This window comes from Halopenitus persicus (genome assembly GCF_002355635.1).
In the GTDB taxonomy this organism is placed as follows: domain Archaea; phylum Halobacteriota; class Halobacteria; order Halobacteriales; family Haloferacaceae; genus Halopenitus; species Halopenitus persicus_A.
Map to the genome: position 1 here is coordinate 2,197,553 of NZ_AP017558.1, position 25,855 is coordinate 2,223,407.

The window sequence follows — 25,855 nt, forward strand, 5'->3', positions numbered from 1 at the left end:
GGCCCGTAAGGTCGTTTCGACTGCCGGGACGGAGTGTGGGCCGATCGCTCCGTGCCTCCGATAATGATACTCTAAAGTACCATACTTTGAAGTATCATCTTTGGTCCGGGCGGCAACGCCGATCGGCGTGTCACGATACGGCGATGCACGATCAGCCGACGTCCCGTCACCGGTCCCGTCGACGCGATCGGCTACTCACGCCCGCCGACGCGAGCACGGGCTATGAGCGCCGTCGCGATCAGCGCGATCACAGCGACGACCGGTCCGAATCCGGGCGTCTCGTCGCTCGTGGCCGTCCCGTTGCTGCCGTCGTCACCGCCTTCGGTCGCGGAGGCCGTGGTGGTTGGAGTCGCGGTCGCGGCGTCCTCGGTCGTTCGGTCTGCGTGGAGCTGCGCCGAGACGTTCTCGACGGTGTAGACCACGCTGCGCGGAGCGGGCTGGTTCACCCACTGGACGGCGACGTGGATCGTGTTGTTCTCGCGACCCGCCGTCGTGAGTGAGTACGGCTCCTCGTCGACGATGTCGGTGTCCCGGTCGGTGATCAGGAGATACTCGGGGTCCAGTTGAAGAACCACCTCATCGGAGAGCTGGGGATACCCCGTGTGGTTCCGTGCGGCGACGTTCTCGGCGCCCGCCACCGAGAGCATCTCGTCGATGAAGGTGTCGCCCGCGGCGACGTACCCACTGCCGAGGGGATAGAGGATCGTCGGCCGATCGTCGTCATCGGTCGAGAGCCGTGACTCCTCGACGCGTTCGTTCATCCATTCGTTCGTCTCCGCGGCGCCCTCGCAGTTCCCGGTGAGTCTGCCGATCGTCGTCGTCTTGTCGGCGATGTCCTCGATGGTATGGGCTCGCGGCAGGTGGAAGACCGGGAGTCCAACTCGTCGGAGATCAGCGAGCTGTTCGCTGTCAGTCGAGTTCGGGACCAACACGAGGTCGGGCTGAGTTCCCTGAACCTCCTCGATCGAGACGCCGAACTCGGCGGAGACGTCGGTCCGCGACTCGGCGCCCTCGAGATACGAGGCGTACCGCGTGACGCCAACGACCTGCTCGCGGCCGCCGATCTCCCACATCGTCTGGGCGGCCGAGGGGTTCGTCGTCGTCACGCGCTCGGGACGCTCCTCGAGCCGGAGCGTCTCGCCCGAGGCGTCCGTCAGCTCGACGGGGAACCCGCAGGCGTCGTCGGTCGCGGCCGCGGTGGACGTCTGTCGTTGCGTCCCGTCCACGGTCGACGTTCCCTGTGCCGCGACGGGCGCCGCAACCCCGGCACACAGGAGGACGGCGACGAGGCTCGCGACGAGTATCGATCGTGGTCGCATGGCGGTCCTCGGCCACAGCCCAATAAATATTTATCTACTGCAAGCCGGTTTGCGAACGAATGAGGACCTCGGCGCGGACCGCGGGCTGGTGTCTGGGCCTGTCTGGGGTCCTGGCCGTTGCCGTCACCGTGAGCGCCGCGCTCGGGCCGGTCCGCGTGCCGGCCGTCGAGGTCACGAAGGTGCTGTTGAACGCGATCGCCGTGCCGGTCGGCGCGGAGTTCGGGACGCGCTCGATGCCCGGCCCCCTGTTCGTGCCGGCCGTCGAGCTGCGGTACGTCTCGCCGTTCGCGTATCCCGTCGCGGACCTCCACCGGCAGATCGTCGTCGCGATCCGGCTGCCCCGGATCCTGCTCGCCGCGCTCGTCGGCTTCGCGCTCGCGGCCGCGGGGACGGTGATGCAGGGCTTCTTCCGAAACCCGATGGCCGACCCGTCGATCATCGGCGTCTCATCGGGAGCCGCCGTCGGTGCGGTCGCGTTCATCGTCGCGCCGGCGATGCTCCCCGCGTGGCTGCACTGGCTTGGACTGCAGGGGATGGCCTTCCTCGGCGCGTTGGCGGCCGCCTTCGGCGTCTACGCGATCGCGACCCGAAACGGCCGCACGCCGGTCGCGACCCTCCTGCTTGCGGGCGTGGCCGTCCAGACGTTCCTCGGAGCGGTCGTCTCCTACCTCCAGCTGCAGGCCGAGGACAGCCTCCGGCAGGTCGTCGGCTGGCTGATGGGTCACCTCGCGGGCGCGGGCTGGGCCGAGGTGCGCGTGACGGCCGTCATCGTGCCGGTTCTGTTCGCCGTCCTGCTCGTGTACGCCCGCGACCTCAACGTCCTCCTGCTCGGCGAGGAGGAGGCGCGCGGGCTCGGGATCGAGGTCGAACGCACGAAGCGGATCCTGCTCGGCGTCTCCTCGCTGATCACGGCCGCCGGCGTCGCCGTCACGGGCGTGATCGGCTTCGTCGGCCTGATCATTCCCCATATGCTCCGGCTCGTCGTCGGCCCCGACCACCGGATCCTCCTCCCGACCGCCGCGCTCGCCGGGGCCTCCTTCCTCGTGGCCGCCGACACGGTCGCCCGACTCGGCAGCGCCGAGCTCCCGGTCGGCGTGGTGACCGCCGCGGTGGGCGCGCCCTTCTTCCTGTACCTGCTCCGGAAGCGCGAGGTGCACGAGCTGTGAGCCGGCCGCACAACTCCCATGCCGAGTTGGGCGACGAACCGGGGTCCGGGACCGACGACCCCGACGCCGACCCCGATGACCTACAACCGCACCTCGAGGCGGCCGACCTGACCGTCTCGATCGGCGACGCGACGGTGTTGGCGGACGTCGAGCTCGCGGTCGAAGCGGGGTCGTTCCTCGGCGTCGTCGGCCCGAACGGCGCCGGCAAGACCACGCTGCTGCGCGCACTCCGGGACAGCTTGACGCCGGACCGGGGTCGCGTCCGCGTCGGCGGCGAGGATCTCACGGCCCTCTCCGCCGGCGCCGTCGCCAGGCGCGTGGCGTCGGTTCCACAGGACACCGTCCTCTCGTTCGACTTCACCGTCGAGCAGGTGGTCGAGATGGGCCGAACGCCGCACCGCTCGCGGTTCGCGACCCCGAAGGCCGCCGACCGCGAGGCGGTCGACGACGCGATGGCGACCACCGACACCGCGCGCTTCGCGGACCGTTCCGTCGGGACGCTCTCGGGGGGCGAACGGCAGCGCGTCCTGCTGGCTCGCGCGCTCGCCCAGGAGACCCCCGTGCTCGTCCTCGACGAGCCGACCGGAAGTCTCGACGTCAATCACGCGGTCGAGACCCTGGAGCTCGTCCGCGAGCTCGTCGAGGCGGGGAAGACGGTCGTCGCCGCGATCCACGACCTCAACCTCGCGGCGCGGTACTGCGACGAGCTCCTGCTGCTCGCTGACGGACGCGTTCGGTCGGTCGGCTCCCCCGACGCCGTCCTCTCCGAGTCCGCCCTGCGGGACGCCTTCGACGCCCGGACGTTCGTCACCGAACAGCCGGGATCCACCGCACCGCTCGTCACCGCGCTGCCCGAGGCGTTCGGCCACGGCCGCGCCGCGTCCGACGACGCTCCGGGTCCCGATCACCCACCCATCCACGTGGTCGGGACCGGGCGGCGCGCCGCGACCGCGGTCTCGATCCTCGTCGCCGCCGGCTTCGACGTGAGCGTCGGCGTGGTCCCGACCGGCGACGCGGCCGCCGAACGCGCTCGCGAGATCGGCGCCGACCCGGTCTGCGTCCCGGCCTTTTCCGACATCACGGACGCCGCCGCCGCGACCGCCCGAGAACGCGCCGGCAACGCGGCCGCGCTCGTCCTCGTCGACGAAACCGTCGCCGGAAACCGGCCGGTCGTCGAGGCGACACCTCCCGACTGCCGCGTCGTGGTCGGCGAGCCGGCCGACGAGGGAGACGTCGCGCTCACGGCGAACACGAGAATCGAACGTCTCGACGAGGTCGCGGACGCGGTCCGGACGGTGCTGGCTGGGGATATCGACCGCTGCTGAACGGTCGCACTCGCCGGGCGGCGCCGCCCGAACGCTTATTTAAGTACTCACTACCGCCCCGGTGAATTACTTTTAAACCCGGCGCACGCGGATCGACTCCGCGACGGACTCCGGGAGGCTCTGCTCGCCGTCCGGCGTCCGTACCGTCACCATCCCGAAGGGGGCGACGTCGACCACCTCGAGCTCGGTGTCGGGCGTGATACCGGCGTCGGCGAGGTAGTCGAGCTCCTCCTCGTCGCGGTCGGACACGCGCGCGACGCGGACCGTCTCGCCGGCCTCGCAGTCGGCGAGCCGGACGGAGTCGTCGGTGACGGGCTGGAGGTCGGCGCCGGGGATGGGGTCGCCGTGGGGATCGACCTCGGGGTCGTCGAGGGCCGCGGCCACCCGGCGCTCGAAGGCCTCGGAGATGTGGTGTTCGAGCCGGTCGGCCTCCTCGTGGACCTCGCTCCAGTCGTAATCGAGCTGCTGGGCGAGAAACGCCTCGATCAGGCGGTGATGGCGGATCACCTCGAGCGCGACCGCCTCGCCCTCCGGAGTGAGTTCGACGCCGGTGTACGGCTCCCGCTCTAAGAGCCCGCGCTCGGCGAGTTTGCCGAGCATATCGGTGACCGTCGGCGGAGTCTTTCCCACCTCCTCGGCGATCGCCGAGGTGGACACCGGCGGACCGTCCTCGGTCTGGAGGACGTAGATCGCCTTGAGGTAATCCTCCATCACGTCGCTGAGCATCGATCCTGTGTTGCGGATCGGCCGGGAAATAGCTACGGATCCGTCGAACCGGACGGGATGCGTCCGCCCTCACGCCGCGGTGACCGCCCTCACAAGCCCCCGATTCAGCGGTGGGTGGGTGACTCCGCGTTCGCGTCGCGAGCACCCTCGACGGTCTCCCGGACGGCCTCACAGCCCTCCTCGTGGAGCAGGTCGCCGACGACGACGACGTCGGCGTGGGTGCCCATCTCGCGGGCGGTCTCGTAGTCGTGCACCCCGCCGCCGTAAAAGAGCGTGGCCGAATCGAGCGCGTCGGCGGCGGCCGCGACGATCTCCGGGTCCCCGAAGGTGCCGGAGTACTCGAGGTAGACGATCTCCTGGCCGAACATCCGCTCGGCGATGCGGGCGTAGGCGGTCACGTCGTCGACCGAGAGGTCACAGTCCGCGTTCGTGTACTCGGCGACGGAGGCGTCCGGGTTCAACACGATGTACGCCTCGGTGGTGGTGCGGTCCCAGTCGAGGCCGTCCTCGATCCGCACCCACTCGGCGTGCGCGCCGACGATCCAGAAGGGGTCGGCGGCGTTGAACACCGTCGGGATGAGGTAGCCGTCCAGCGCCGGCGAGTCGACGACCACCGCCGGATTCGATGGTTCCTGATAGAGGGCGACGTCGTGGTCCGCACAGGCGTCGATCACGCGTTGCATCTTCTCCTCGGTCATCCCGAGCGTCCCCCCGATCTCGATCGCGTCCGTCCCGGTGTCGACCACGTCCTCGAACGTCTCGTCCCCGTACAGCTCCTTGTCGGGATCGACCTTCAGGACGTGATCCCACTCCGCCCACGGGTTCGTCATTACACGGGACTGTGCCGTGGGGGGCTAAAAAGGGTACGATAGCTGGTATGGGCTTGCTGTGACCGGTCGGCCGAATTCCGGCTGCCGTCCGGTATCCGTCCGTCTTACGGCAGCTGCGGTCGGTTCGCGTCCGGAACCACCTCGAGGGCGTTCAGCACGCAGGCGAGCATCGCGTAGTAGCCGATTGTCCCGGTGAGCTCGGTGACGCCCGACTCCCCGTACCGATCGCGTGCCGCCTCGAAGGTCGCATCCGAGACCGCGTGCTCGTCGATGAGTTCGCGGACGTACGAGACGAGACACGCCTCGCGTTTCGGGAGCTCATCGACCGGACCCGAGTCGGCGACGTGGTCGATCGTCGCCCCGCTCACGCCCGCCTCGCGGGCGATCGGTTCGTGGGCCGCCCACTCGAAGGCGCAGTCGAACGTTCGGGCGGTCGCGAGGATCGTCAGCTCCCGGTCGGGGTCCGGGAGTTCGCTTTCGAACCGCACGTATGCACCGAGGTGCCCGACCCGTCCCGCGAGCTCGGGACTGTTTAATAGAACCGAGAAGGGCCCCCGCACGCCGCCGCGGCTCTCCGCGATGGCGTCGTAGTGGTGGCGATGCTCCTCCGGAACCGTCTCCCGCGAGGTGTGGTATCGAACGCGGTCCGAATCAGCCATACGACCAGCACCGCGAGCGCGCTATTCAGTCTTATTGGTCCGCGCGATCGTGGATGTTCATAGGGACGTATCAGCAACGAACCGTCGCCGCTACTGCGCCTTCGCCTGCCAGTCGCGAACCCGGTCCGCGCCGACGCCGTCGACGCGCTCGGCCAGGTCGTCGGGGTCCGCCTCGGTCAGCGCCGAGACGCCCTCGACGCCGGCGTCGGCCAGCTTCTCGGCGGTCTTCTCGCCGATCCCGTCGATCGCCTCGAGCTCCGAGCCGTTCTCGCGGGCCTGGAACTCCCGGTAGTTGCAGATCGGACAGCCAAGCTCCCAGGGTTCGTCGCCGGAGTGCACCCGGAGGTGCGGCAGGTCGTGTTCCTCGCAGGTCTCGTCGGTGATCTCGATCTCGCCGCGGCGGGGCAGCGGCAGCGAGTACTCGCAGTCGGGATAGCGCGTACAGCCGACCAGCCGGGAGCCCGTGCGGAGCTGCTTGATCGCGAGATCCCCGCCCTCCGTCTCGCCACACTCCGGACAGTCGCCGATGACCGTGTCCTCGGTCGCGTCGGCCTCGTCGGCCTGACACTGCGGGCAGCCGTGGACGAACGTCTTCCGCCCCGCGAGCATCTTCACGTGGTGGAGGTCGTGGTTCTCACAGACGTCATCCAGGATGAGCGGCTTTCCGGTGGAGGGCAACGGAAGGGTGTACTCGCAGTCGGGGTAGCCGTCACAGCCCACGAAGTAGGAGCCGTACCGGGACTTCCTGACCAGCAAGTCGGAGCCGCACTCCGGACAGGGACCGAGCCGCTTGTCCGCCTTGAGCGACGTCCGCAGGTGGTCGCCGACCTCCTCACGGGAGTCGGCGAGCGCCTCGAAGACGGCCGACAGCACCTCCCGGGACTCGGCGGTCACGTCCTCGTAGTCGGCCTCGCCGGCCGCGATCGCCTGCATATCCGCCTCGAGCTGTGCGGTCATCTCCTCGGAGACGATCCGGTCGGCGAACTCCTCGGCGGCCTCGACGACCGCCTCCGCGAGTTTGGTGGGACGCGGCGGGTCGTTCTCGATGTAGCCGCGGTCGTAGAGCTTCTCGATCGTGTTGTGCCGGGTCGCCTTCGTCCCCACGCCGCGCGACTCCATCTCCTCGATGAGCCGGGACTGCCCGTACCGCCGCGGGGGCTGGGTCTCCTTGCCCTCGAGCTGCCGCTCGGTCAGCGCCAGCTCCTCGCCGACCTCGACGTCGGGAACGATCGTCTCGCTCGAGGACCGGTAGGGATAGACGTCGTGGTAGCCGGCCGAAAGCAGCCGCTTCCCGTTCGCCTTCAGCCGAAGCCCGCCGTCGGCAGCCAGGGAGGGTTCCTGGCCCGACTCGGCCGCCTCGGGGTCCCGAAGCGCTGCCCGGGGATCGGCCTCGGCGGCGATCGCGGTGGCCTCGTCGTTCGCGAGCGCGACCACGCGCAGGTGCTCCCAGGTGGCCGCGGGCGCGCAGGTGGCGAAGAAGCGGCGGACGACCAGCTCGTAGACCTCCCACTCGTCCTCGGAGAGGTCCGAGGCGGCGGGGATCTCGCCGGTCGGGTGGATCGGCGGGTGGTCGGTCGTCTCCTCGTCGCCCTCGGTCGGCTCGATCGCCTCCCGGTCGAGCAGCGTCTCGGCGTCCTCGCCGAAGCCGGTGTCGAGGAAGGCCTCGAGCAGCTCTCGGGGGTCCAGGTCGTCGGGATAGACGGTGTTGTCGGTTCGGGGATAGGTGATGTATCCCGCCGTGTACAGGTCCTCGGCGATCGACATCGCGCGCTGGGCGCCGTAGCCGAGCGACCCCGCGGCGCGGATGAACTGCGTCGTGTTGAACGGCGCCGGGGGGTCGTCGGTGCGGGTTCGGCGCCGGACGTCGTCGACGGTCGCGCCGTCGGCCGCATCGAGGGCACGGGAAAGGGTCTCCGCGACGGTCTCGTCCCAGACCCGGTCCGCCTCGTTGCCGTCCGCGTCCAGCAGGAAGTAGCTCGCCTCGAAGGGGTCGCCGCCCGACTTGGTGAGGGCACCCGACAGCTCCCAGTAGGACTCGGGGTCGAACGCCTGGATCTCGCGTTCCCGGTCGACGATTAGCTTGAGCGTCGGACCCTGCACTCGGCCGACCGAAATGAAGTCGTCGCCAAGCTGGCCTGCCGACAGCGAGAGGAACCGGGTGAGCGCGGCGCCCCACATCAGGTCGATGACCTGTCGGGCCTCGCCGGCTGCCGCCAGGTCGAAATCCAGGTCGTCGGGGTTCGCGAAGGCGTTTTGCACCTCGTTTTCGGTGATCGAGGAGAACCGGACGCGGTCGATGGGGACGTCCTCGTTCACCTCGCGGACGAGCTCGTAGGCCTCCTTGCCGATCAGCTCGCCCTCCCGGTCGTAGTCGGTCGCGATGACCACGCGTGAGGCGTTGCGCGCGAGCCGCCGCAGGGCCACGACGATGCCCTCCTGGGTCGGCTGCTTGCTGACCGGGGCGTCGATCAGCTCGACGGGCTCGACGTCGCGCCAGTCGTCGTACTCCGCCGGGAAGTCGACCCCGACGACGTGGCCCGACAGGCCGATGCACCGCTTTCCGCCCCACTTGTAGACGTTCACGCCGTTCACCCGGTCGGACTCGGCGGACTCCCCGCTGAGGACGTCCGCGATCCGCCGGGCGGCGTTGTCCTTCTCCGTGATGATCAGTTCGGGGCCGCGACTCATTGCCGCGAGGTAGGCAACTGGCTCGCGTAAACCTTTCGTGCCGGCGACCGTGTTCCGTTCCGGTCGTCGCGATCCGGTGGGCCTCCTCTCAGATCCCCTGTCCCATCAGGTGGCTGCGCAGCACGTCCGGCGTCTTGAGTCCGGCCTCGGTGTTGAGCAGGACCACGGTCTCGTCGCCCTCGAAGAATCCGTCCTCGGCCAGCTCCCAGGCGCCCGCCGGCGCGGCGCCCCCGGCGGCGCCCATCTCGAGGATCTCGTGTTGGGCGACCGTCACGGCGCTCTCGAGGATCTCGTCGTCGCCGGCGGTGACGCCGCGCCCGCCGCTCTCGCGGACCGCCTCGACCGCCCACGCGCCGCCGGCGGGATCGGCGATCTCCAGCTCGCCGCAGATCGTGTCGGGGGTATCCCACGGCTCCGGCTCGTCGATCCCACGTTCGAGCGCGGCGGCGATCGGGGCACAGCCCTCGGCCTGGGCCGCGACGAGCCGCGGCCGGGCGTCGATCAGTCCGAGGGTTTCGAGCTCCCGGAAGCCCTTGGCGATCCCCACGACGAACTCCCCGCTGCCGGTCGGGACGACGACCACGTCCGGTGCGGTCCACCCGAGATCGGCGGCGAGCTCGTAGGCGACCGTCTTCGCGCCCTCGTGTCGGAACGGCGTCGCGAACTCCGTCAGGTCGGTGTAGTCGGTCGCGAGCTGCTCGTCGACCGCCGCGACCGCGTCCGGGTGTCGTCCCCCGACGACGCGCATCTCGCCACCGTGGACGTTCGTCATCGCCTTGTTCGAGAACGCACACCGGGAGGGGACGAACGCGTACGACCGCAGCCCCGTCCGCCCCGCGTAGGCGGCCATCGACTGGCCCGCGTTTCCGGGGGAGGCGCAGACGAGCGGTTCGACGACGCCGGGGTCGTCCGCGTCCTCGTCGGAGTCCGTGTCCGCGTCCAGTTCCGAAACGGCCGTCATCGTCACCGACAGGCCGCGGTCGAGGGCGGTCCCGGTCGGATTGCGCGCCTCGTCCTTTATAAACACCTCCGCGACGTCGAGCTCGTCCGTCAGCCGGTCGGCCGCGACCAGCGGCGTGCCGCCCTCCCGCGCCGACAGCGCCGACGCGGCCGGAAACGGAAGGAGCGCGTCGAACCGCCACATCCCGTCCGTGGCGGTCCCTTCAACGGTGGCAGCCTCCTCGATCGCGGTCGGATCCACGGCGTCGTAGTCGTAGGTCGGGTCGAGCGGTCCGCCGCAGTCTGGACAGCGGGCCGCGGCCGCGAGGTCGTGGGCGGCCCCGCAGTCGTGACACGCGAGTCCGATAAAGGCGTCAGTCGTCTCCATAGGCGCACTTTCCGACGGGACGACTAATCGCTTCCCGTCCGCGCCGACGATTCAGAAGCGACCGAGTACGCCTCACGGCAACAGGTCGGCCGGCGCCCCGGCGAGGCCGGCCAGCGCGTCGGCCTCGACGTGGTGGAGGTCGCCGGGGATCACCAGCAGGTGGAGGGGATCGCCGAACGATCGGTCGGCCAGCGCGGAGAGGCGGTCGGCGGCCACCACCGCGTCCGGGCTGCCGGCACGAGCGACGACGACGCCGAGGACGTCCGCCCAGTCGTCGGCGAGCAGAGCGGCGGCGTGATCGGCGGTCATATACTCCTCGTGGTCCGGATCGGCGCCGCGGGGGCCAGTACCGACCTTGATGTCGAGGTAGACGATGGTGTGAAGTCCGCGCTCGCGGTTGGCCTCGATGGTCTCGATCACGCTGTCGGGAACCCCCTCCCCGCCGTGGGCGTACGGAAACGGCAGGGTGGCCGCCTTGCCGAACCGGTAGTTCTGCAGTCCGGTCAGCGAGGAGGCGGCCGATTGGGCGGTCACTCCGTGGATCACGCGCGTATCGATCCCCCGATCCTCGGCACGGAGCCGGAGGTCGGTGTGGGTCGTCGAGACCATCGTGTCGCCGGCGGTCAGGAACGCGACGTCGCCGGACGCGGCCGCCGTGAGGATCGGTTCGGGGTCCTGCTCGACGCCGGCCCGGTCCCGAACCTCGATCGCCGTCCCGTGGTACGCCTCGAGGTCCGCGAGGTCGGCCCCGACGAGCCGGCTCGTGTAGAACTCCGCGAACGCACGGTCGGCCGCCCGTAACGCGTCCCGTCCCTCGACGGTGATCGATCGCTCGTCGTGGAGTCCGAGCCCGATGAAGGTGAGCATACCGACCCCTCGGCGTCGCGATCGCTTATAAATCCCGCACTCGGACTGCGGCGGCGGCGCGAGCCCGACCCCGTCCGACGGACGCAACACGCCGACGGGAGACCGCCGAGGTAGCGGAGGTTTTCCCCGATACCTTTATTCAGCCGTGGTCTAACATTCAGACGAACGACACGAGTCGCTTGAGACGATGGCATCAGACCCTGACCGTATGACCGATTCCCCGTCCGACACCGAGCTGTTCGCCGAGTGGGTCTCCGAGACAGCGGAGTCCCGCGGCGTCACCGAGCAGGAGCTGCTGAACCAGCTCATCTCCTCGTTTTGGGTGCTCGACGAGCTCGACGGGATCCGCGGTGAGGGTGGGACCCTCGGGGAGGTCGGGAGACCGGAGGAATCCGACCCGACCGAATCCGACGTCCTGGGATTCGCCGACCCGACGCACGATCCCGAATCCGGGACTGACGAGGCCGACGGGACCGGCGAGAACGGCGAGACCGACGGGACCGGCGAGAACGGCGAGACCGACCGGACCGGCGAGAACGGCGAGACCGACCGGACCGGCGAGACTGGTGACGCTGTCGCGCCCGACGACGCCGCCGGCGATGGCAGCGCCGCCCCCGGCGAAGTCGACGTCGACCTCCAGAACGTCCTCCACGGGCTCCTGGAAACGCTCCGTGCCGATTCACCCGAGACGGACGGCTCGAACGACCTGCGCCGGCAGATCCACGACCTCTCGCTCGACGTCGAGGACCAGCGCCGACGTCACGAGCGCTACACCGACCGGATCTCCGACGACCTCACCCGCATCAACGGGCGCCTGACCACGCTCGAGGAGGACGCAGACGACTTCGTCACCGAGGCGGACCTCGCGCGGTACGCCACCGAGGACGCCCTCGATCGCGAGATCGAGGGGCTCGAAGACGAGGTCAACGGCGGGTTCGACGAGCTGGAGGGCTGGATCGACGAGGAGTTCGACGAGATCGAGGCACTGTTCGAACACCTCCTCGACCGGATCGACGACCTCGATGGCCGGATCGACGCGGTCGACGATCGGGTCGACGACGTCGGGGCGACGGTCGAATCGACGGTCGAATCCGAGCTCGAGTCGATTCGATCCAAGCTCGCCGAGAACGAGCGACTCGCCGCACTCAGGCGTGACGCGATCGCCGACGGGATCCGGTCGGCCGACTGCGCGGGTTGCGGCGAAACGGTCGATCTCGCGATGCTCGACGCACCCCAGTGTCCGAACTGTACCGCGACGTTCCGGGACGTGGAGCCGGCTGGATGGAACCCCTTCGGGTCCCCGACGCTGCAGACGGGAACGCCGGATCCCCCCTTCGACGCGGCCGACGGCGCTCGCGTCGAGGAACCACACGACGACCCTTCCGACGGTGACCGCTGAGGCGGCCTGGACGGGACGTCGGCCGCCGAACCCGGTTCCCGTTTCGGAGTCGGGTCACGAACCGATCCGGGAGGACCCGCGATGAGCGACGACTCGAACGGAACGGACGACCCGGATCACGACGGGACCTCCGACTCGACGAGCGACGGGAGCACTGCCCGCGAGGACGACGCCGGGCGACGCGGGAGCCGGTTCCGCGATCTCCGAACGAAAGTGCAGAACGGTGAATCGGTGACGGACGAACCGACGTCGGCCGAACCGACGTCCGGGGCTGAACGAACGACGGAGTCCGAATCCACCGCAGCGTCCGAATCCACGATCGAAAGCGATCCGGAACGACGCGTCGACGACCCCGCGACGGACGCCGATGCCGGTCGAGGCGCTGACGACGAGGAGGAGTGGGAGTGGTTTCAGGGTGACGCACCCCCCGAGGAGGAACGACTGACGGGAGGCGGTCACACCGCGGGGACCGCCGGGAAGGGCCCCGGTGCGGACTCACCCGTCGACGACGAGGACGACGCTGCGACTGGATCGGGAGCCCCGGAACCGCAACGGGAGTCGGAAGCGGACGTGGCTGGCCCCGAAACCGACGATCGGCTCTGGAACGCGGCCGATTCGAACACCGACGACGATCACGCCACTGGAACCGATCTGGGAGTCGCTTCCGAGGCCGACGCACCCGATGCCGAGTCCGACCCACCCGATGCCGAGTCCGACCCACCCGATGCCGAGTCCGACCCACCCGATGCCGAATCGACGACCGACTCGGCGTCGGCGGTCGACGCGGCGGAATCCGAACCGTCGAGCCGCGACGGCATCACGATCGATCCGGTCGAGGAGGACACGGCCGAACCGAGCGACACGGCCGAACCGACGACCGGATCCAACGAGCACGACCGAACCGACGATGCTCCGGACGCGGGCACACCGGATGAGCGTGCCGGATCGTCGAAGCGATCGGGACGGCTTTGGAGCGATCCGACGGCGGTGGCCGGGCGGTCCACGTCCGATCGGGAGTCACCGGCAGACGCACCGTCAGATCGGAACTCGGCCGAGTCGGGAGCCGCGAACGCCGGGACGCCGTCCGATCCCACAGCTTCCGACGGCGTCGACTCGGGCGAGGAACTCGAATCGACGACCGGGACTCCCTCCTCGGGCGACCCGGAGGTATGGGACGGCACCGACCACGAGGCCGACGCCGGACCGGCGGCGCCCGAGTCGGACGCCGAGGCGGCTGACCTGCCCGCGTTCGACGTGCTCGATCCGGGGTCGAACGCGCTGGTGCTCGATTCGCTCTCGGGGCCCGTCTCGGAGACGGCCTGCGGACGGCTGCTCGACGCCGGCGATGCTGGTACCCCGGCGGGCGCCTCCGACGCCCGAAACGTCCTGATCGTGGCCATCGAGGAGCCGGCGGCGGAGCGGATCGACGTGTGTCACCGGGCCGGCATCGACGCCGGCGAGATCGCCGCGATCGAGGTGGGCAGCCACGGCGGCCCCCGGTCGGTCGCCTCCGAGACGACCGGCGGCGGGCAGTCGGTCTCGCTCACGCGCGTCTCGAAGCCATCGAATCTCTCGAAGCTCGGCATTCTGATCACCAAACAGCTCTCGGAGTGGGAGACCGACGACCGGCCGGTCGTCTTCTGTCTCCACTCGCTGACCGCGCTCCAGCAGTACGTGTCCGACGAGAAGCTGTTCCGGTTCCTCCACGTGTTGACCCGACGGCTCTCCGCAAGCGGAGGCCGTGCGCACTTTCATATGGACCCGGATGCCCACCACGAGATGGTCGTCGGCACCCTCCGGCCCATCTTCGACGTCATCGTTCGGATCGGTCCGGATGGAACGGTCGACGTGGAACACGAGTGACGCCGCAACCGCGGCGCTGGACCGGCTCCCGGCGTGTCGACGTGGTCGCTACGCCGACCGGAGCTCCGGGGGCGGCCCCTCGTCGCCCAGCCGGATTCGGCCGTCACGAAGCGTCTGGACGATCGCCGAGATCGCGAACGTGGTGAGGACGACGACCGCGATCGTGAGCGCACCGACCTCCGCAAACAGGCCTACCTCGAGCCACGTCAGTCCGATCAGCAGCGCGTTGGCGGCGCTGAGCCCGAGGTAGAACTGTCCCCAGGGGATGTCCCGCGGGTCGACGACCTCGAGGTAGACGTCGGCGTTCCGGACCGCGTCACACAGCACCACCGTACCGCGGTCCTCGTCGTAGTCGACGAGCCCGCGGTCGTCCATCGACGAGAGGTGGCCCTGGTACAGCGAGATGTAGACGCGCTTGCGCTCCTGGGACGTGAGATCATCGATCGGCTTGTCGTTCTCCCAGGCGGCCACCTGCTCGGCGAGGTCGCGAACGGCCACCCGATCGTCCACCTGCTTGAGGTAGTGGATCGCGTACCGGCGACGCTTGTTCGAGAGGATGTCGTAGACGTCGTCCTGCGTGAGTCGATCGCCGCCTCCGTCGCCCTCGCTGCCCGAGGATAGAGACAGTCCGAGGGAGGTCCGAACCGACGACCGAAGCGTGGAGAGAATCGATGATGGCGATGGAGAGGCCATGGCAGCGATGGTGGTCGTATAACCCGAACGGATTCCTGTAAGTGTTCCTATCCGTTCGATCGAGCGACGTTTTCAAACACGACGGACGTTTTTAAACGGGAGACTGCGAGCCGATCGTCACGAACGGCCGACCGAAGTAGTTGGGTATTTAACTATTCGTCGACAGTATCCTATGGTTCTCCCGAATGGTCGACGTCCTCCTCGTGGAAGACACCGACATGCAGCGCGCGCTCCTACGGGGGTTTCTCACCCCACGACACACGGTCGTGGGGGTCGCAACGACCGGCGAGGAGGCGATCCGTGGGGCGGAGCGCACCGCCCCCGACGTGGTCGTGATGGACGTCAACCTCCCCGGCACCGACGGGATCGAGGCCACCCGGGCGATCAAACGCGCCAACCCCGACGTCGCGGTCGTGATGAGCACCGCGATGGTGACCGACGAGTCCCGCGACCGCGCCGCCGGCGCCGGCGCGGACGCCTACCTCACGAAGCCCTTCAGCAAGCAGGACCTCCTCGACACGATCGACGAGGCACGGTCACCCTGATCGTGGTGCGTGCTAACTTCCCAACATACCACGTCACACGACAACACACCAAACGCATCAAACCCCCGAATTCGGCATATTAGGGTGCCCTAACTGCCGAATCCGGATCGTTAGATGACCATAACTCCCGAGTAGGCCGGGCTTACAAAGAGGGTAGGGGTATATTTATTCAATAGAGACGCCGGCCGGGGGCACCCGCCCGCCGCGCCGATGCGTACACAAGGAGACAACAACTATGGCACGACCCAAAGGAAAGCTGCTCGCGCTGGTATTGGTCTTCGGAGCGATCACCGTCGTCACGGCCACGGGCGCGTTCACCACGGTGGAGGCGGAACGGACAGCTGACGTGAACGTTTCCGGTGATGCATCCGCACTGCTCGCGTTGGAACCTGGTCCCGAGAACGGAGAGTATGTAACGACCGATGGCGGAGAAGTCCAGATTCAGCTCGGAGGCCCACAGGGTGCTGAGGGGGTCAACGTGAACTCATACACCGCCATAAATGGGATGATGAATGTCACGAACAATGGCCAGAATGAGATCAATCTACACGTGAACACGAACGGATCGCACCCGGAGTATGTCAACATCTATAACGGATCGGCTGGGTCGGGAACGAACATCACTGACGGCGAAAATTCCGTCACCCTCTCACCCGGTGATACGGTTCAGATCTCGATGGAGATCGACACTCGCGATTCCGGGCTCGACGATGGTGCTGACCTCATCGACAGCATCGAGTTCGTCGCCGAGAGCACGGATAACTAACCCAGTCACCCTCCCCTCACAACGATTCGGACCGCGCTAACTAGGCGACGTTCGATCCCACGTTCCTCCTGACGGAGGACGGCTCGGCACACCACCACGACTAGCCACCACTCCACGATGAACCCACGCTCCATCACCGCTGCCCTCGCCGTCATACTCGCGATCGGCGCGGTAGTGGCGACCGGAGCGGTGCTGGGGACGGCCGGGTCGCCGACGGAGACCCTTTTTAACGGCGAGCCGGACGTCGCGTTCGGCGCCACCAACGGAACGAACGGGAACTACGTGGTGAGCGACGACGACGGCGAGCTCCGGATCGACCTCACGGATCCGGGCGTGAACGCGGAGTCGTACACGACCGTCGACCGGATCTTCTACCTGCACAATCAGGACACCCAAAACGTCAGCGTGTGGGTGACCCACGACGGCGGCGAGCGAGTGTCGATGACGAGCGACGAGGGCGGAACGCCGATCGAGGGCGAGGGGAACGCCGTCACGCTCGCGCCGGGCGAGCGCGTGGTCGTGAACGTCGGCCTCGACAGCCGGGGCATCGAGGAAGGTGACCGGCTCCTCACGAGCGTGACGATCCACACCGGCTACGAGCTCGAGGAGGAGGTCGGTGACGGTAACGACACCGACGAGAACGCGTCCGACGGTGGCCCCGAAACGCCCGGATCCGGCGGCGGGGGCGTCGGCGGTGGTGGGGGCGTCGGCGGAGGCGGGGTGGGCGTGCCGGGCGAGGAGACCCCCGGAACGACGCCCGGCGAGGAGGGTGCGGAGGGCGGTGCGCCCGGCGAGGACGTGATCGACTCCGAGACCGGCGTGGAGGTCGAGTTCGAGGGCGATCCGGGCGAGGACGGGACGTCCGACGCGGACGGCGGCGAGGGGTCGGCGGGCGATACGGGGGTCACCGTCCGGGAACTCTCGAACGAGGACCTCGAGGCGATCGACACCACCGCCGCCGACCAGGACCCACGCGCGGTGATCTCGACGGCGGAAGACGAGGACGGCGACGGGGTCGATGACGACGGTGACGGCGCAGGAAGTGCGGGCGCAGCTGGCGGCGCCGAGGGGGACGCGATCGACCTCGCGAAGGGCACCATCGTGACGACCGTCGGGGAGCCCGCCCGACTCTCGGGCGAGCGGTCGACGATCAGCGTCTCGAGCGGGATCACGAAGCAGGACCGGATCGTGCGCGCGGTGGACATCGAGCCGTCCGACGGTCGCCGGGATCGCCCGGCCACGGTGCGGCTGCGCGTCGACCGCGACCAGTTTGGCGACGCCGACCCCTCGGGCGCGACCCTCGGCCACCGGACCGAGAACGGCTGGGAGCTGCTCGACACTCGGGTGACGGAGACGACCGAGGACTACGTGGTCGTTTCCGCACGCACGCGCAGCTTCTCGCCGTTCGCGGTCTTCGTCGACCCGGACGTCACCTACCAGTGGACGCTGCCGGACGGGACCACCCGGAACGGCCGGACGCTCGAGTACACCTTCGCGGAGCCGGGCCAGTACGAGGTCGGGCTCACCGTCCGCGACGCTCTCGGCCGCGAGAACACGGTCCGCCGGACGGTCATCGCCAACGACGTGCCGACCGCCGAGGTCTCCGCGGAGTACGACCGGGCGGCCGAGACGGCGACCCTCACCGCGGACGTCACGAACGAGGTCGGCGACGCGACGGTGACCTGGACGTTCGCCGACGGCACCACGAAGACCGGCGAGACGGTCACCCACCCCCTCGAACCCGGCGAGCACGTGGTGGACGTGCGCGTGGCCGACGAGTACGGGGCCGCCACCGAGACCACCGAGCGGATCGCGGTCGCGACCGGCTGGTCGGTCGCCTCCCGACTCTCGGCGCTGGGTAGCGGCAGCACGGTCCTCTGGCAGACGCTCCTGTCGCTGACCGCCCTCGGACTCATCCTCGCCGCCTATCGCTACCTCCCGTGGGGGCGCATCGTCCCGGAGGGTCGCGGCCCCCGAATCACGGTCTTCGAGGACCCCCGCGTGAGCCTCGAGACCAACCGCTTCGAGATCGGCGCACTGACGGTCGTCGATCCCCAGGTCGCGCTCGATACGATCTCCATCGAGATCGTCGACGCGGAGGGCACCGAAATCGTCCGCAAGCGCCTCGAGATCGTCGGCGACCGGGAGTACGCAGCTAAAAACGAGGCGATCGTCGTACCGCCGGGGACCGACCTCGACCCCGAGGGGAACTACCGGATCCGGGTGACCGCCCGCAACGTGCGCGACCGAACCGGGTCGCTCGAGGGGACGTCGGTTCGCATCGTCTCCACGCTCACGGAGCCGGTTCCGGCGGTTTGATTCGGCGGTTTTGATCTCCGGTCTGACCGGCCGATCGCCGTTCCACAACGCTTTTTGGTTCGCTCCGAAACCTCCGCCTATGACTGACGTCGAATCCGAGCTTCGCGCACAGTTCACCGAGGCCTTCGAGGGCGCGGAGTTCCCCGTCGAGAACCAGATGGATCTCGTTCCCGCGCTGCCGAACGGCCCGGGCACGACCTTCGAGGCCGGGGACGTGCGCTTCACCGCGATGGAACTGGCCACCAAGCTCGGCGGCGAGCAGGAGTTCCCGTACGAGTCGGTCGAGGAGTTCGTCGACGACATCATCGCCGGGCTCAAGAAAAATGATATGATCTGATATGATCTGATCTGGTCTGATCTGGTCTGATCTGATCGACGCCGCCGTCCGGTGCCGATCCCAACGTGGAGACGTCGACAGCTCCCGTCGAGCGGTTCTTACGCGTGGGCGCACTAGACGGTGACAACCCGTGGTCGTCGATACGCTTCCCCCGTTGCCGGCGTGGCTCCTGATCGGGATCGGGGTCGGAACGCTCGCGACGGGGGGCGTCGTCGTCCTCTTTTATTTCGGCGACCGGCTGCTGCCGGCCGGCGGCGCACCAGCAGCGGGTGCCTCGGTCGACGGCGACGCCAGACGCCGGACGGAGATCCGGTCGTACCTGTCGGCGATCGACGAGCGGTTCCGCGAGGACCATCCCGTCGCCGGCGACCCCGTCGACTTCTATCTCCCGGACCGGGAGGTCGCCATCACGTTCGACGCCCAGCAGTTCTTCCGGCTTGAGCGCGCCGGCATCGCCGCCGTCCTCTGTGAACACGAGCTGCCCGGCCGCGGGCTCGGCGACCGGCTCCCGTTCGACACGCCGGATGCGAGTTCGATCGACGACCCGACTCGCGGCCCGGGCAGTGGCGGATTCGGAACCGCGGGCGATCCCGGCTCGGATCCGGTCGCGACGGCCTTCGCGGAGCTGGAGCTTCCTCGATCGACCGACGAGGAGGCCGTGAAACGCGCCTACCGCGAGCGCGTCAAGGACGTCCATCCGGACCAGGGGGGCGACGAGGAGGCGTTCCGCCGGGTTCGGGAGGCGTACGCCACGGCGACCGAGTACTGCCGACGTGCGGACGGGACCGTCGAACCCGCGCCGCGGCCGGCGGCCGACCGGTCGCGGGCTGCCACCGCGACCGCCAGAGCGCGGCGATCGAGGCGGGAGCGACGCTGATCACCGTGGAATCCCGCGGTGTGGACGGTGCGGCCACGGCAGCGACCGGGCCTCACGACCCCGACTCGAGCACGATCTCGCTCGCCCGCCGGCCGCTGGCGAGCGCCCCTTGAATGGACGACCACTCGGTGTACTCGCCCGCGAGCACGACCGGTCCCGCGGGCGCGGTCGGGTCCGGTAACGTCTCCCGAAACCCGGGCGGCTGGGCGAACTGCGCGAACGGGGTTCGGTCGGTCGCGAGGGTTCGCAGCCCGTCGAGCGAGCGCTCCGGGAACCACGAGGCGAGCGCGTGCTCGGTCTCGGCCGCGAGCGTCTCGTCATCACGATCGAACGCTTCGTCGCCGACGAAGGTGGCCGCAAGCAGCGTTCGGTCGTCCGGGGCGTACTCCGGGGCGACCGCGCCGAGCGGGACGACCGTGTTCGGGCGCTCGCCGCCCGCGTTCAACAGGATTCGGGGACCGGTTCCGAGCGAACGGCCGGGCGGAAGCGTGTACCACTGCGTGATGCAGCCGACGCCGTCCGTCGGGATCGACTCGACGCCCGTGAGCCGGCGCGCCTCCGGCGGCGACGTCGCGACGACCGCCACGTCGGCGACCGTCTCGGAACCGCCCGCGGTATGCAGTCGAACGCCGCCAGTGCTCGCGTCCGCGTCATCGACCTCGAGTTCCTCGACCGGCGTTTCGAGGCGGATCGTGCAGCCGGCGTCCCGCGCTCGCTCGGCGAGCTGGCGGGTGATCGCACCCATTCCCGTCGCCGGTACGACCGTCCGGCCGTCGCTCATCGCGCGGAAGGTCTCGACGAAGACGCTCGCGGACGTCGACAGCGATCGATCGAGGGTGATGCCACCGTAAAAAGGGGCGATGAACCGGTCCAGATATGCCTCCGAGAAGCCCCGGTCCCGGAGGAACGACCGGATGGATTCGTCCGGTCCGGCTGTCGGTGTCGATCCGGCCGATGACGTGGAGCCTGCTGCCGAGCCGGAGCGCAGGCCGCCGACCGGACCTGCGCCCGCCGCCGCCCCGCGCAGCAGCTCGCGTTTCAGCCGGAGGGTTCGGAGCTTGTCTCCGAGCGTGATCTCCCGCGAGAACGCAGCTTCGAGGGCCGCGCTCGGGTCACGGAGGGGATCGGCGATCGTCGATCGGGATCCGGGGCGGCAGATCACGGCCCCGGGGGCGAACGCCCGGAGGTCGAGCGCCTCGAGGTCGAGCTCGGCGCGGGCGGCCGGATACGAGTCGAAGAGCACCTGAAACCCGCGGTCGATCGTGAAGCCGTCGACGGTTCGGCTTCGAACGCGTCCGCCAACCGCGTCCTCGCGTTCCAGAACCGTCACGTCGGCGCCCGCCTCCCCGAGCCGTGCCGCCGCCACGAGCCCCGCGGGGCCGGCGCCGACGACGGCGACCACCCTCTCGGTGTCGTTCATACGCGGGATTCACGGTCGAGCCACAAAAGCGTCCCCAGGGACGGCCGCGAGGATCCTCACCGGTCGACGTTCCTCACCGGTCGACGTTCCTCACCGGTCGACGTTCGTCGGCTCCCGCGGGAGCTCGAGCGCCTCGAGCAGGTCGTGTTCCTCCCCGGTCAGCACGTAGAGGACGTCCTCGAGGACGACCACGAGCTCCGGAAGCTGCCGGGCCACGAGGTAGGTGATCCCGATGAGGGCGACGACGGCGAGCAGCTGGCTGAGGATCCGGTCGGAGACGAAAAAGGAGACGCGGTAGGGGTCGCTCGCGCCGAACATCGCCAGGACGAGCTCCGGCTGCCAGTGCATGTACTGGTTGCCCGTGACGATCGTGATGAACGTGGTCCGGGCGATGTTCAGAACGTAGATGAGCGGGATCGAGACGGCGAGTCCGCGGAGCTTCCGGGAGACGGGGGCGTCGACGGCGGCGATGAGGCCGCCGAAGATCGCCATGCTCCCGATGCCGGTACACGCGAGCACGACCGACACGAGGATGACGTGCTCCTCGGGACCGTAGACCCACCGGAAGGTAGCCCAGTAGCCCTCCGAGCTCTCGATCATCGTCGGCGCGTACCCGAGGAGGTCGATGAGGGTCGCGGTCTGGGCGGCGACGATCTCGATGAGCACTCGCTTGGGTTCCGGCAACGTCACCCCGCCGACGGTCATCGCCGGGATCGTCTCGAACGGGAGATAGATCAACAGCATCGCCGCGACCGCGCGCGTCAGGACGAACAGGGATTCCCGGCCGCGGTGGAGGAGGTATCCGGCGTAGGTACACGCGGGAACGGCGACCAGCGAGAGGACGCTCTCGACGTAGCTCTGGTGTTCGAAGGCGAAGTACGGCACCATCGTGAGCCAGAAGAGACCGAACAGTACCCACGCACCCGCCGCAAGCGACCGGCCGGCTGGAAGCCCGCGGCGGTCGAGGAGGGCGCCGATCGCGAACAGGATCGCGACGAGCCACGCGAACGTGAACGTATCGGGCAGCGCGGTGAGCACCGACTGTCCGAGCACGTCAAGCATACACCACGAGTGACGGGAGCGCCGAATAAAGCCCTTGTCGTTGGAAACCGGATTACGGCGACGTCGTCGTCAACGATCGCGTCTCGACGTCGAACCGCCCGGTCGAGTCGACTATCGAACGCGACGATACGTCGCGAAAGCGAACAGCACTATGCTGATCCCCGACGCGATCGATTCGACGTCGATCCGATCCCGAATCGCCTCGAACGCTGCGAGGAGGCTACCGGTCGGATCCGCAGCGAGCGTGCCGACGACCGATTCCACGTTCCTACCGACCACCTCGACGACACCGTGGCCATCACCGACGGTGCCCGCTTCGCCACTCGCATCCCCGGATCCATCGGCCGGCCGGTCGACCTCGTCAGCCCCCGAACTTCCACCACCGGCACCGCTACCGGCACCGCTCGTCCGTCCCTCGCCAGCGGCGGGGCTGTCGACCGCGGCCGGCGGCGTCCCGGTCATCGCCTCAGTGGCCGGATCGGCAGCCCGGATCCGGCCCTCAACGGACGGCCGCGATTCGACCCCGTCGAGGCCGTGGACGGACACGCGATACCGATCCCCGACGGTCAGCGCGGAGAGATCGACGGTTGCCGACCACGTCCCGTCGGCGGCGACCCGAACCGACTCGTTGCGGCCACGAAACTCCGACTCCGACGCGGCGATCGGCCGAATTCGAACCGTGAACTCGGTTCCCGGCGCGAGCGTGGTCGAGCCGGCGAACGACTGGTCCGGCGCGGCGTGAGCGTCGTACGGGTCTGCCGCGAACCGGACGTCGCGTTCGACCACGGTGAATCCGGTCGTTGCCTCGGAGCCGCCCGAGAGCGGCGTGATCTCGAGGGCCGATGGCGGCGTCTCGATCCCGGACGGGACCGTTGAGAGGCCGTACGAGGGGTGGCGTTCCAGGGACACGAGAGGACGAAGGTGGCCGGGACGGTCGGCGGCGGTCCCGACACGATGCCCCTGGCGGCGCGGCTCGACGATCCGGGGCCAGCCGACCGGGTCGGTCCCGCGGTCGGCCGCTCGCTGGATCCGCGGATCGGTGACGGAGAAGCCGAGGGAGATCGCCGGTTCGGCGGCCGGATCGAGGATGGAGCCGTCCTGGAACCGGAGTTCGGCGGTGTCCACGAGCAGCGTGACGCGGTCGCGGTCGTGATCGGGAACCACCTCGATCGTGCTCGCGCCGGGAGCGATCGTCCGGGGCGAACGGTTCACGCCGTCGTCGTCGAGCGTCTCGGTCAGATCGAGGTCGATCGGCGGGCTCTCACCCGCGTCGTCGTGGAGATCGCCGGTCCCGGTACTGGTTGTAACGTCGGTCCCGGTCCCGTCGATCGGCGACCAGTCGGGACCCGTAAGGGCGCGGAACCGCTCCGTGGCCCCCGCGTCGGGGCGGCGTTCGCCCGCCAACGCCAACAGCCCGGAGACGCTCGCGGAGTCGATCCGAACGACTGCGACGTCGCCGTACGCGACCGTCTCGCTCCGCGTGACCGTTCCTTCCGCGCGGGCCGTCGAGAGCGCCGCAACCGGCGAGTCGGCAGCGAGTATCGACCGGGCCGTCCCTGCCGAGGTGGTCCAGCTGGAGGCGGTTCCGGAGTCCGCGGGCGCAAGCGTGAGCACACCGACGTCGGCCGGGTTGGCGACGGCCGTCCGGGGGTGCTGCGCGGTCGAGACGGTGACGGGGTACTCGCCGGGAGCTAGCGCGTCGGATCGGAGGCTCTGGTCGGTTTGCGGGTCGAACTCGATCGCTGCACCGGCGGCGGCCGACGCCGGATCGAGCACGACCACCGAGCCGGCGGTCGTGCCCGCCGTGTAGGTGTTGAACCGGACCGTCACCGCGTCGGCGTCGCCGAAGGAGGTGATCCGGGCGGTCGCCTCGTACCCCGTGGTCGTTTCGTTCCCGATCACGAGCGCCCCGCCATCGGCGCGTTCGTCCGCCGTAACCGTGATCTCGACGACGCCGCCGGTGGTCGCGTCGACGATCGGCTCGGCAAGCGAGACCGATCCGGGACCGACGATCCCGCGGTCAGGACCGGCAACCGTCCCGTTGTCGCTGCCGTTGACAGTGGCGCCACCGTCATTCACGGGCCCCGCCCAGCCTCCGCTACCGCCTCCGCCACCGCCGCTCCCGCTGCTCCCGCCGCCGGACGTTCCCGTTCCGGTTCCGCCGTCGGACGCTCCCGAATCGGACTCGTCGGCCGCCGACCCGTCCTCGTCAGTCGATTCCTCGGAGTCCATCCCGTCAGTGTCGTCGGTCGTGTTCGTTTCATCAGTCGTCTCGGTCGTGTTCGTCCCGTCGTCGGTCACGGTCGTTGCGTCCGCGGTCGAAAGCGAGAGGGTGGCATTCGCAGTTCCGTCGGTGGCTGATTCGGTCGTAACGATCGGATGCGTCCCATCGGCAAGCGGCTCGAGCGCGTCGTCATCGAACGTGACCGTGACGGAGCGTGACTCGCCGGCGTCGAGGCCGTCGACGGTCGCGGTCCGACGCACCGATCCCGACCCGAGATCGACGGTCACGGACACCGGATCGGTCGCGTTCGCGCCGCCGACGTTCGTGATCGTCCCCGCGATCGGAAGCGATCGGCTCCCGTTGCGCTCGTGGTCGTACGTCGTCTCGTTCAGCGTGAGCGCGTAGTGGGGCGGGTCGACGACCTTGGTCGTCCCGCTCACTCGGTCGTGGTCGCCGCGCACCGTCACGTCGAGCGTCTCGCCGGCCGACGCGTTCTCGAGATCGTGGGTCAGTTCGACGGTCTCCGTAGCCCCCGGTGCGACCGTCACCGATCGGGTGTCCGAAACCGACCCATTCACGACGAGTTCGACCGTGTCGTTATACGTCGACTTGCCAGTATTATTTAAATTAATATTATATATGCCAAATTCTTGGTTAATGTCGACTGAGTTAGTAATATTTGTATCTAGAGTAGAGCCAACAACTTCAATAACCGATGTTGATTCCATCTCTGATATTTTATCTCCAGTAGTAATTCCAGAATCACCAGAAACACCCACAGTATAATTCCTGGTAGATTCATCTAAAATAATGTCGCCACTAGTAGTTCCAAGTGTGAATGTAGCAACATTATCGGGAATTGACTTATTTAAATAGGTACGATCAACACTCCCATTATTGGAGTCATCAATACCAAGAGTCGCCTCCGTAGTCGAGTTACCAGTCTCAGCAACCACCGTCGTTTGAGTGTTATTTGTTAGATCAATCTCGGATGTAGATATATTAGTAATTGTTCGATCACGTATGTTTAATTCAAGGTTAACTTCATCCCGTCCAGTGAGATCGTTAGTGAGTGAGTTAGCACCAGTCTGTAAAAGGACATCTACACCATATCTGCCCGGATTAGATGGATTCGTCAGTTTACTTCCGGATTTTTGTTGGTTGGTATAATCACCACCATCATTGAGATATACGATTAATAGTCCGTCATCACGGATCTCAAGTGGTTGGCTAAAGTTCAGTAAAAGACGGCTGCCGTCTACATCAATGGTGTCAAAATCTTGTTGGGTTGAATAGATAACCTCAGTATAGATATCGTGCTCCGTCATTGTACCTTCATAATAGACTGTAATATCTGAAGAGGAGATGTTTCTGTCAAACACTGGCTCATTATAATCGAGTACTATGTCGCTTAGGTTAGATGTCTTAGATGATGAATTAAAG

20 protein-coding genes are annotated in these 25,855 nt (G+C 68.1%); 9 read left to right on the forward strand and 11 right to left on the reverse strand.

Annotated elements, in window-relative coordinates; all coding sequences use genetic code 11:
* Positions 1 to 191 precede the first annotated feature (191 nt).
* Positions 192 to 1,319 carry a PGF-CTERM-anchored ABC transporter substrate-binding protein gene (locus tag CPZ00_RS10740; RefSeq protein ID WP_096390872.1) on the reverse strand — a complete coding sequence of 376 codons (1,128 nt, stop codon included), beginning with the start codon at positions 1,317 to 1,319 and terminating at the stop codon, positions 192 to 194.
* 59 nt (positions 1,320 to 1,378) lie between these two features.
* Here CPZ00_RS10740 and btuC point away from each other — a divergent pair, with 59 nt between their 5' ends.
* Both btuC and CPZ00_RS10750 read left to right on the forward strand, forming a co-directional pair.
* Positions 1,379 to 2,485, forward strand: a complete 1,107-nt coding sequence (gene btuC / locus CPZ00_RS10745; RefSeq protein ID WP_096390873.1) for a vitamin B12 ABC transporter permease BtuC — start codon at positions 1,379 to 1,381, stop codon at positions 2,483 to 2,485.
* A 26-nt stretch (positions 2,486 to 2,511) separates the two neighbouring features.
* Positions 2,512 to 3,810, forward strand: coding sequence for a heme ABC transporter ATP-binding protein (locus CPZ00_RS10750; RefSeq protein WP_096391691.1), 1,299 nt, complete (start codon positions 2,512 to 2,514; stop codon positions 3,808 to 3,810).
* Between the two features lie 72 nt (positions 3,811 to 3,882).
* On the opposite strand, the gene CPZ00_RS10755 is transcribed toward CPZ00_RS10750, so the two are convergent.
* The 6 genes from CPZ00_RS10755 to dph5 form a co-directional block, all read right to left on the reverse strand.
* Positions 3,883 to 4,536 carry a metal-dependent transcriptional regulator gene (locus CPZ00_RS10755; RefSeq protein ID WP_096390874.1) on the reverse strand — a complete coding sequence of 218 codons (654 nt, stop codon included), beginning with the start codon at positions 4,534 to 4,536 and terminating at the stop codon, positions 3,883 to 3,885.
* Positions 4,537 to 4,640: 104 nt separating this feature from the next.
* Positions 4,641 to 5,366 (reverse strand): phosphoglycerol geranylgeranyltransferase, encoded by a 726-nt coding sequence (locus CPZ00_RS10760; RefSeq protein ID WP_096390875.1) that lies wholly within the window; start codon positions 5,364 to 5,366, stop codon positions 4,641 to 4,643.
* Positions 5,367 to 5,470: 104 nt separating this feature from the next.
* A complete protein-coding gene (locus tag CPZ00_RS10765; RefSeq protein WP_096390876.1) occupies positions 5,471 to 6,025 on the reverse strand; it encodes a carboxymuconolactone decarboxylase family protein in 555 nt (184 codons plus the stop codon).
* 90 nt (positions 6,026 to 6,115) lie between these two features.
* Positions 6,116 to 8,713, reverse strand: a complete 2,598-nt coding sequence (locus CPZ00_RS10770) for a DNA topoisomerase I (RefSeq protein ID WP_096390877.1) — start codon at positions 8,711 to 8,713, stop codon at positions 6,116 to 6,118.
* An 88-nt stretch (positions 8,714 to 8,801) separates the two neighbouring features.
* Entirely contained in the window at positions 8,802 to 10,040 is a 1,239-nt protein-coding gene (locus CPZ00_RS10775; protein ID WP_096390878.1) for a threonine synthase, read from the reverse strand.
* Positions 10,041 to 10,112: 72 nt separating this feature from the next.
* Positions 10,113 to 10,907: a diphthine synthase gene (dph5, locus tag CPZ00_RS10780; RefSeq protein WP_096390879.1), complete on the reverse strand. Its 795-nt coding sequence runs from the start codon at positions 10,905 to 10,907 to the stop codon at positions 10,113 to 10,115.
* A gap of 208 nt (positions 10,908 to 11,115) precedes the next feature.
* Between dph5 and CPZ00_RS10785 the strand changes: the two genes are divergently transcribed.
* Together CPZ00_RS10785 and CPZ00_RS10790 are read left to right on the forward strand one after the other, a co-directional pair.
* A complete protein-coding gene (locus tag CPZ00_RS10785) occupies positions 11,116 to 12,306 on the forward strand; it encodes a hypothetical protein (protein WP_096390880.1) in 1,191 nt (396 codons plus the stop codon).
* Between the two features lie 81 nt (positions 12,307 to 12,387).
* On the forward strand, positions 12,388 to 14,169 hold the full coding sequence (locus tag CPZ00_RS10790; RefSeq protein ID WP_096390881.1) for a DUF7504 family protein: 1,782 nt from the start codon (positions 12,388 to 12,390) through the stop codon (positions 14,167 to 14,169).
* A 48-nt stretch (positions 14,170 to 14,217) separates the two neighbouring features.
* Here CPZ00_RS10790 and CPZ00_RS10795 read toward each other — a convergent pair whose 3' ends face one another.
* Positions 14,218 to 14,862, reverse strand: coding sequence for a DUF7344 domain-containing protein (locus tag CPZ00_RS10795; RefSeq protein WP_096390882.1), 645 nt, complete (start codon positions 14,860 to 14,862; stop codon positions 14,218 to 14,220).
* Between the two features lie 185 nt (positions 14,863 to 15,047).
* Here CPZ00_RS10795 and CPZ00_RS10800 point away from each other — a divergent pair, with 185 nt between their 5' ends.
* The 5 genes from CPZ00_RS10800 to CPZ00_RS10820 all read left to right on the forward strand — a co-directional run bounded on the left by CPZ00_RS10800 (position 15,048) and on the right by CPZ00_RS10820 (position 19,706).
* A complete protein-coding gene (locus CPZ00_RS10800) occupies positions 15,048 to 15,407 on the forward strand; it encodes a response regulator (protein ID WP_096390883.1) in 360 nt (119 codons plus the stop codon).
* A 235-nt stretch (positions 15,408 to 15,642) separates the two neighbouring features.
* A complete protein-coding gene (locus CPZ00_RS10805; RefSeq protein WP_096390884.1) occupies positions 15,643 to 16,173 on the forward strand; it encodes a DUF1102 domain-containing protein in 531 nt (176 codons plus the stop codon).
* A 117-nt stretch (positions 16,174 to 16,290) separates the two neighbouring features.
* Positions 16,291 to 18,492, forward strand: coding sequence for a PKD domain-containing protein (locus CPZ00_RS10810; RefSeq protein WP_096390885.1), 2,202 nt, complete (start codon positions 16,291 to 16,293; stop codon positions 18,490 to 18,492).
* Positions 18,493 to 18,571: 79 nt separating this feature from the next.
* Positions 18,572 to 18,829, forward strand: a complete 258-nt coding sequence (locus CPZ00_RS10815) for an MTH865 family protein (protein ID WP_096390886.1) — start codon at positions 18,572 to 18,574, stop codon at positions 18,827 to 18,829.
* Positions 18,830 to 18,959: 130 nt separating this feature from the next.
* Complete coding sequence (locus CPZ00_RS10820) at positions 18,960 to 19,706, forward strand: J domain-containing protein (RefSeq protein WP_096390887.1); 747 nt, start codon at positions 18,960 to 18,962, stop codon at positions 19,704 to 19,706.
* Between the two features lie 52 nt (positions 19,707 to 19,758).
* Here CPZ00_RS10820 and CPZ00_RS10825 read toward each other — a convergent pair whose 3' ends face one another.
* From CPZ00_RS10825 to CPZ00_RS10835, 3 genes are all read right to left on the reverse strand, one after another.
* The gene (locus CPZ00_RS10825; protein WP_096390888.1) at positions 19,759 to 21,126 is read right to left on the reverse strand and encodes an NAD(P)/FAD-dependent oxidoreductase; all 1,368 of its coding nucleotides are present in this window, start codon (positions 21,124 to 21,126) and stop codon (positions 19,759 to 19,761) included.
* A gap of 90 nt (positions 21,127 to 21,216) precedes the next feature.
* Positions 21,217 to 22,188 carry an archaeosortase A gene (gene artA, locus CPZ00_RS10830; protein WP_096390889.1) on the reverse strand — a complete coding sequence of 324 codons (972 nt, stop codon included), beginning with the start codon at positions 22,186 to 22,188 and terminating at the stop codon, positions 21,217 to 21,219.
* Positions 22,189 to 22,299: 111 nt separating this feature from the next.
* Positions 22,300 to 24,960 (reverse strand): BGTF surface domain-containing protein, encoded by a 2,661-nt coding sequence (locus tag CPZ00_RS10835; RefSeq protein ID WP_157744228.1) that lies wholly within the window; start codon positions 24,958 to 24,960, stop codon positions 22,300 to 22,302.
* Between the last annotated feature and the right edge of the window lie 895 nt (positions 24,961 to 25,855).

Excerpts from the sequence above, each read along its gene's own strand:
- artA (WP_096390889.1), bottom strand. The coding sequence starts at position 22,188 with ATGCTTGACGTGCTCGGACAGTCGGTGCTCACCGCGCTGCCCGATACG.
- CPZ00_RS10800 (WP_096390883.1), top strand. The coding sequence starts at position 15,048 with ATGGTCGACGTCCTCCTCGTGGAAGACACCGACATGCAGCGCGCGCTC.
- CPZ00_RS10825 (WP_096390888.1), bottom strand. The coding sequence starts at position 21,126 with ATGAACGACACCGAGAGGGTGGTCGCCGTCGTCGGCGCCGGCCCCGCG.
- CPZ00_RS10810 (WP_096390885.1), top strand. The coding sequence starts at position 16,291 with ATGAACCCACGCTCCATCACCGCTGCCCTCGCCGTCATACTCGCGATC.
- CPZ00_RS10795 (WP_096390882.1), bottom strand. The coding sequence starts at position 14,862 with ATGGCCTCTCCATCGCCATCATCGATTCTCTCCACGCTTCGGTCGTCG.
- CPZ00_RS10770 (WP_096390877.1), bottom strand. The coding sequence starts at position 8,713 with ATGAGTCGCGGCCCCGAACTGATCATCACGGAGAAGGACAACGCCGCC.
- btuC (WP_096390873.1), top strand. The coding sequence starts at position 1,379 with ATGAGGACCTCGGCGCGGACCGCGGGCTGGTGTCTGGGCCTGTCTGGG.
- CPZ00_RS10790 (WP_096390881.1), top strand. The coding sequence starts at position 12,388 with ATGAGCGACGACTCGAACGGAACGGACGACCCGGATCACGACGGGACC.
- CPZ00_RS10785 (WP_096390880.1), top strand. The coding sequence starts at position 11,116 with ATGACCGATTCCCCGTCCGACACCGAGCTGTTCGCCGAGTGGGTCTCC.
- CPZ00_RS10805 (WP_096390884.1), top strand. The coding sequence starts at position 15,643 with ATGGCACGACCCAAAGGAAAGCTGCTCGCGCTGGTATTGGTCTTCGGA.
- dph5 (WP_096390879.1), bottom strand. The coding sequence starts at position 10,907 with ATGCTCACCTTCATCGGGCTCGGACTCCACGACGAGCGATCGATCACC.
- CPZ00_RS10755 (WP_096390874.1), bottom strand. The coding sequence starts at position 4,536 with ATGCTCAGCGACGTGATGGAGGATTACCTCAAGGCGATCTACGTCCTC.
- CPZ00_RS10775 (WP_096390878.1), bottom strand. The coding sequence starts at position 10,040 with ATGGAGACGACTGACGCCTTTATCGGACTCGCGTGTCACGACTGCGGG.
- CPZ00_RS10815 (WP_096390886.1), top strand. The coding sequence starts at position 18,572 with ATGACTGACGTCGAATCCGAGCTTCGCGCACAGTTCACCGAGGCCTTC.
- CPZ00_RS10765 (WP_096390876.1), bottom strand. The coding sequence starts at position 6,025 with ATGGCTGATTCGGACCGCGTTCGATACCACACCTCGCGGGAGACGGTT.
- CPZ00_RS10760 (WP_096390875.1), bottom strand. The coding sequence starts at position 5,366 with ATGACGAACCCGTGGGCGGAGTGGGATCACGTCCTGAAGGTCGATCCC.
- CPZ00_RS10740 (WP_096390872.1), bottom strand. The coding sequence starts at position 1,319 with ATGCGACCACGATCGATACTCGTCGCGAGCCTCGTCGCCGTCCTCCTG.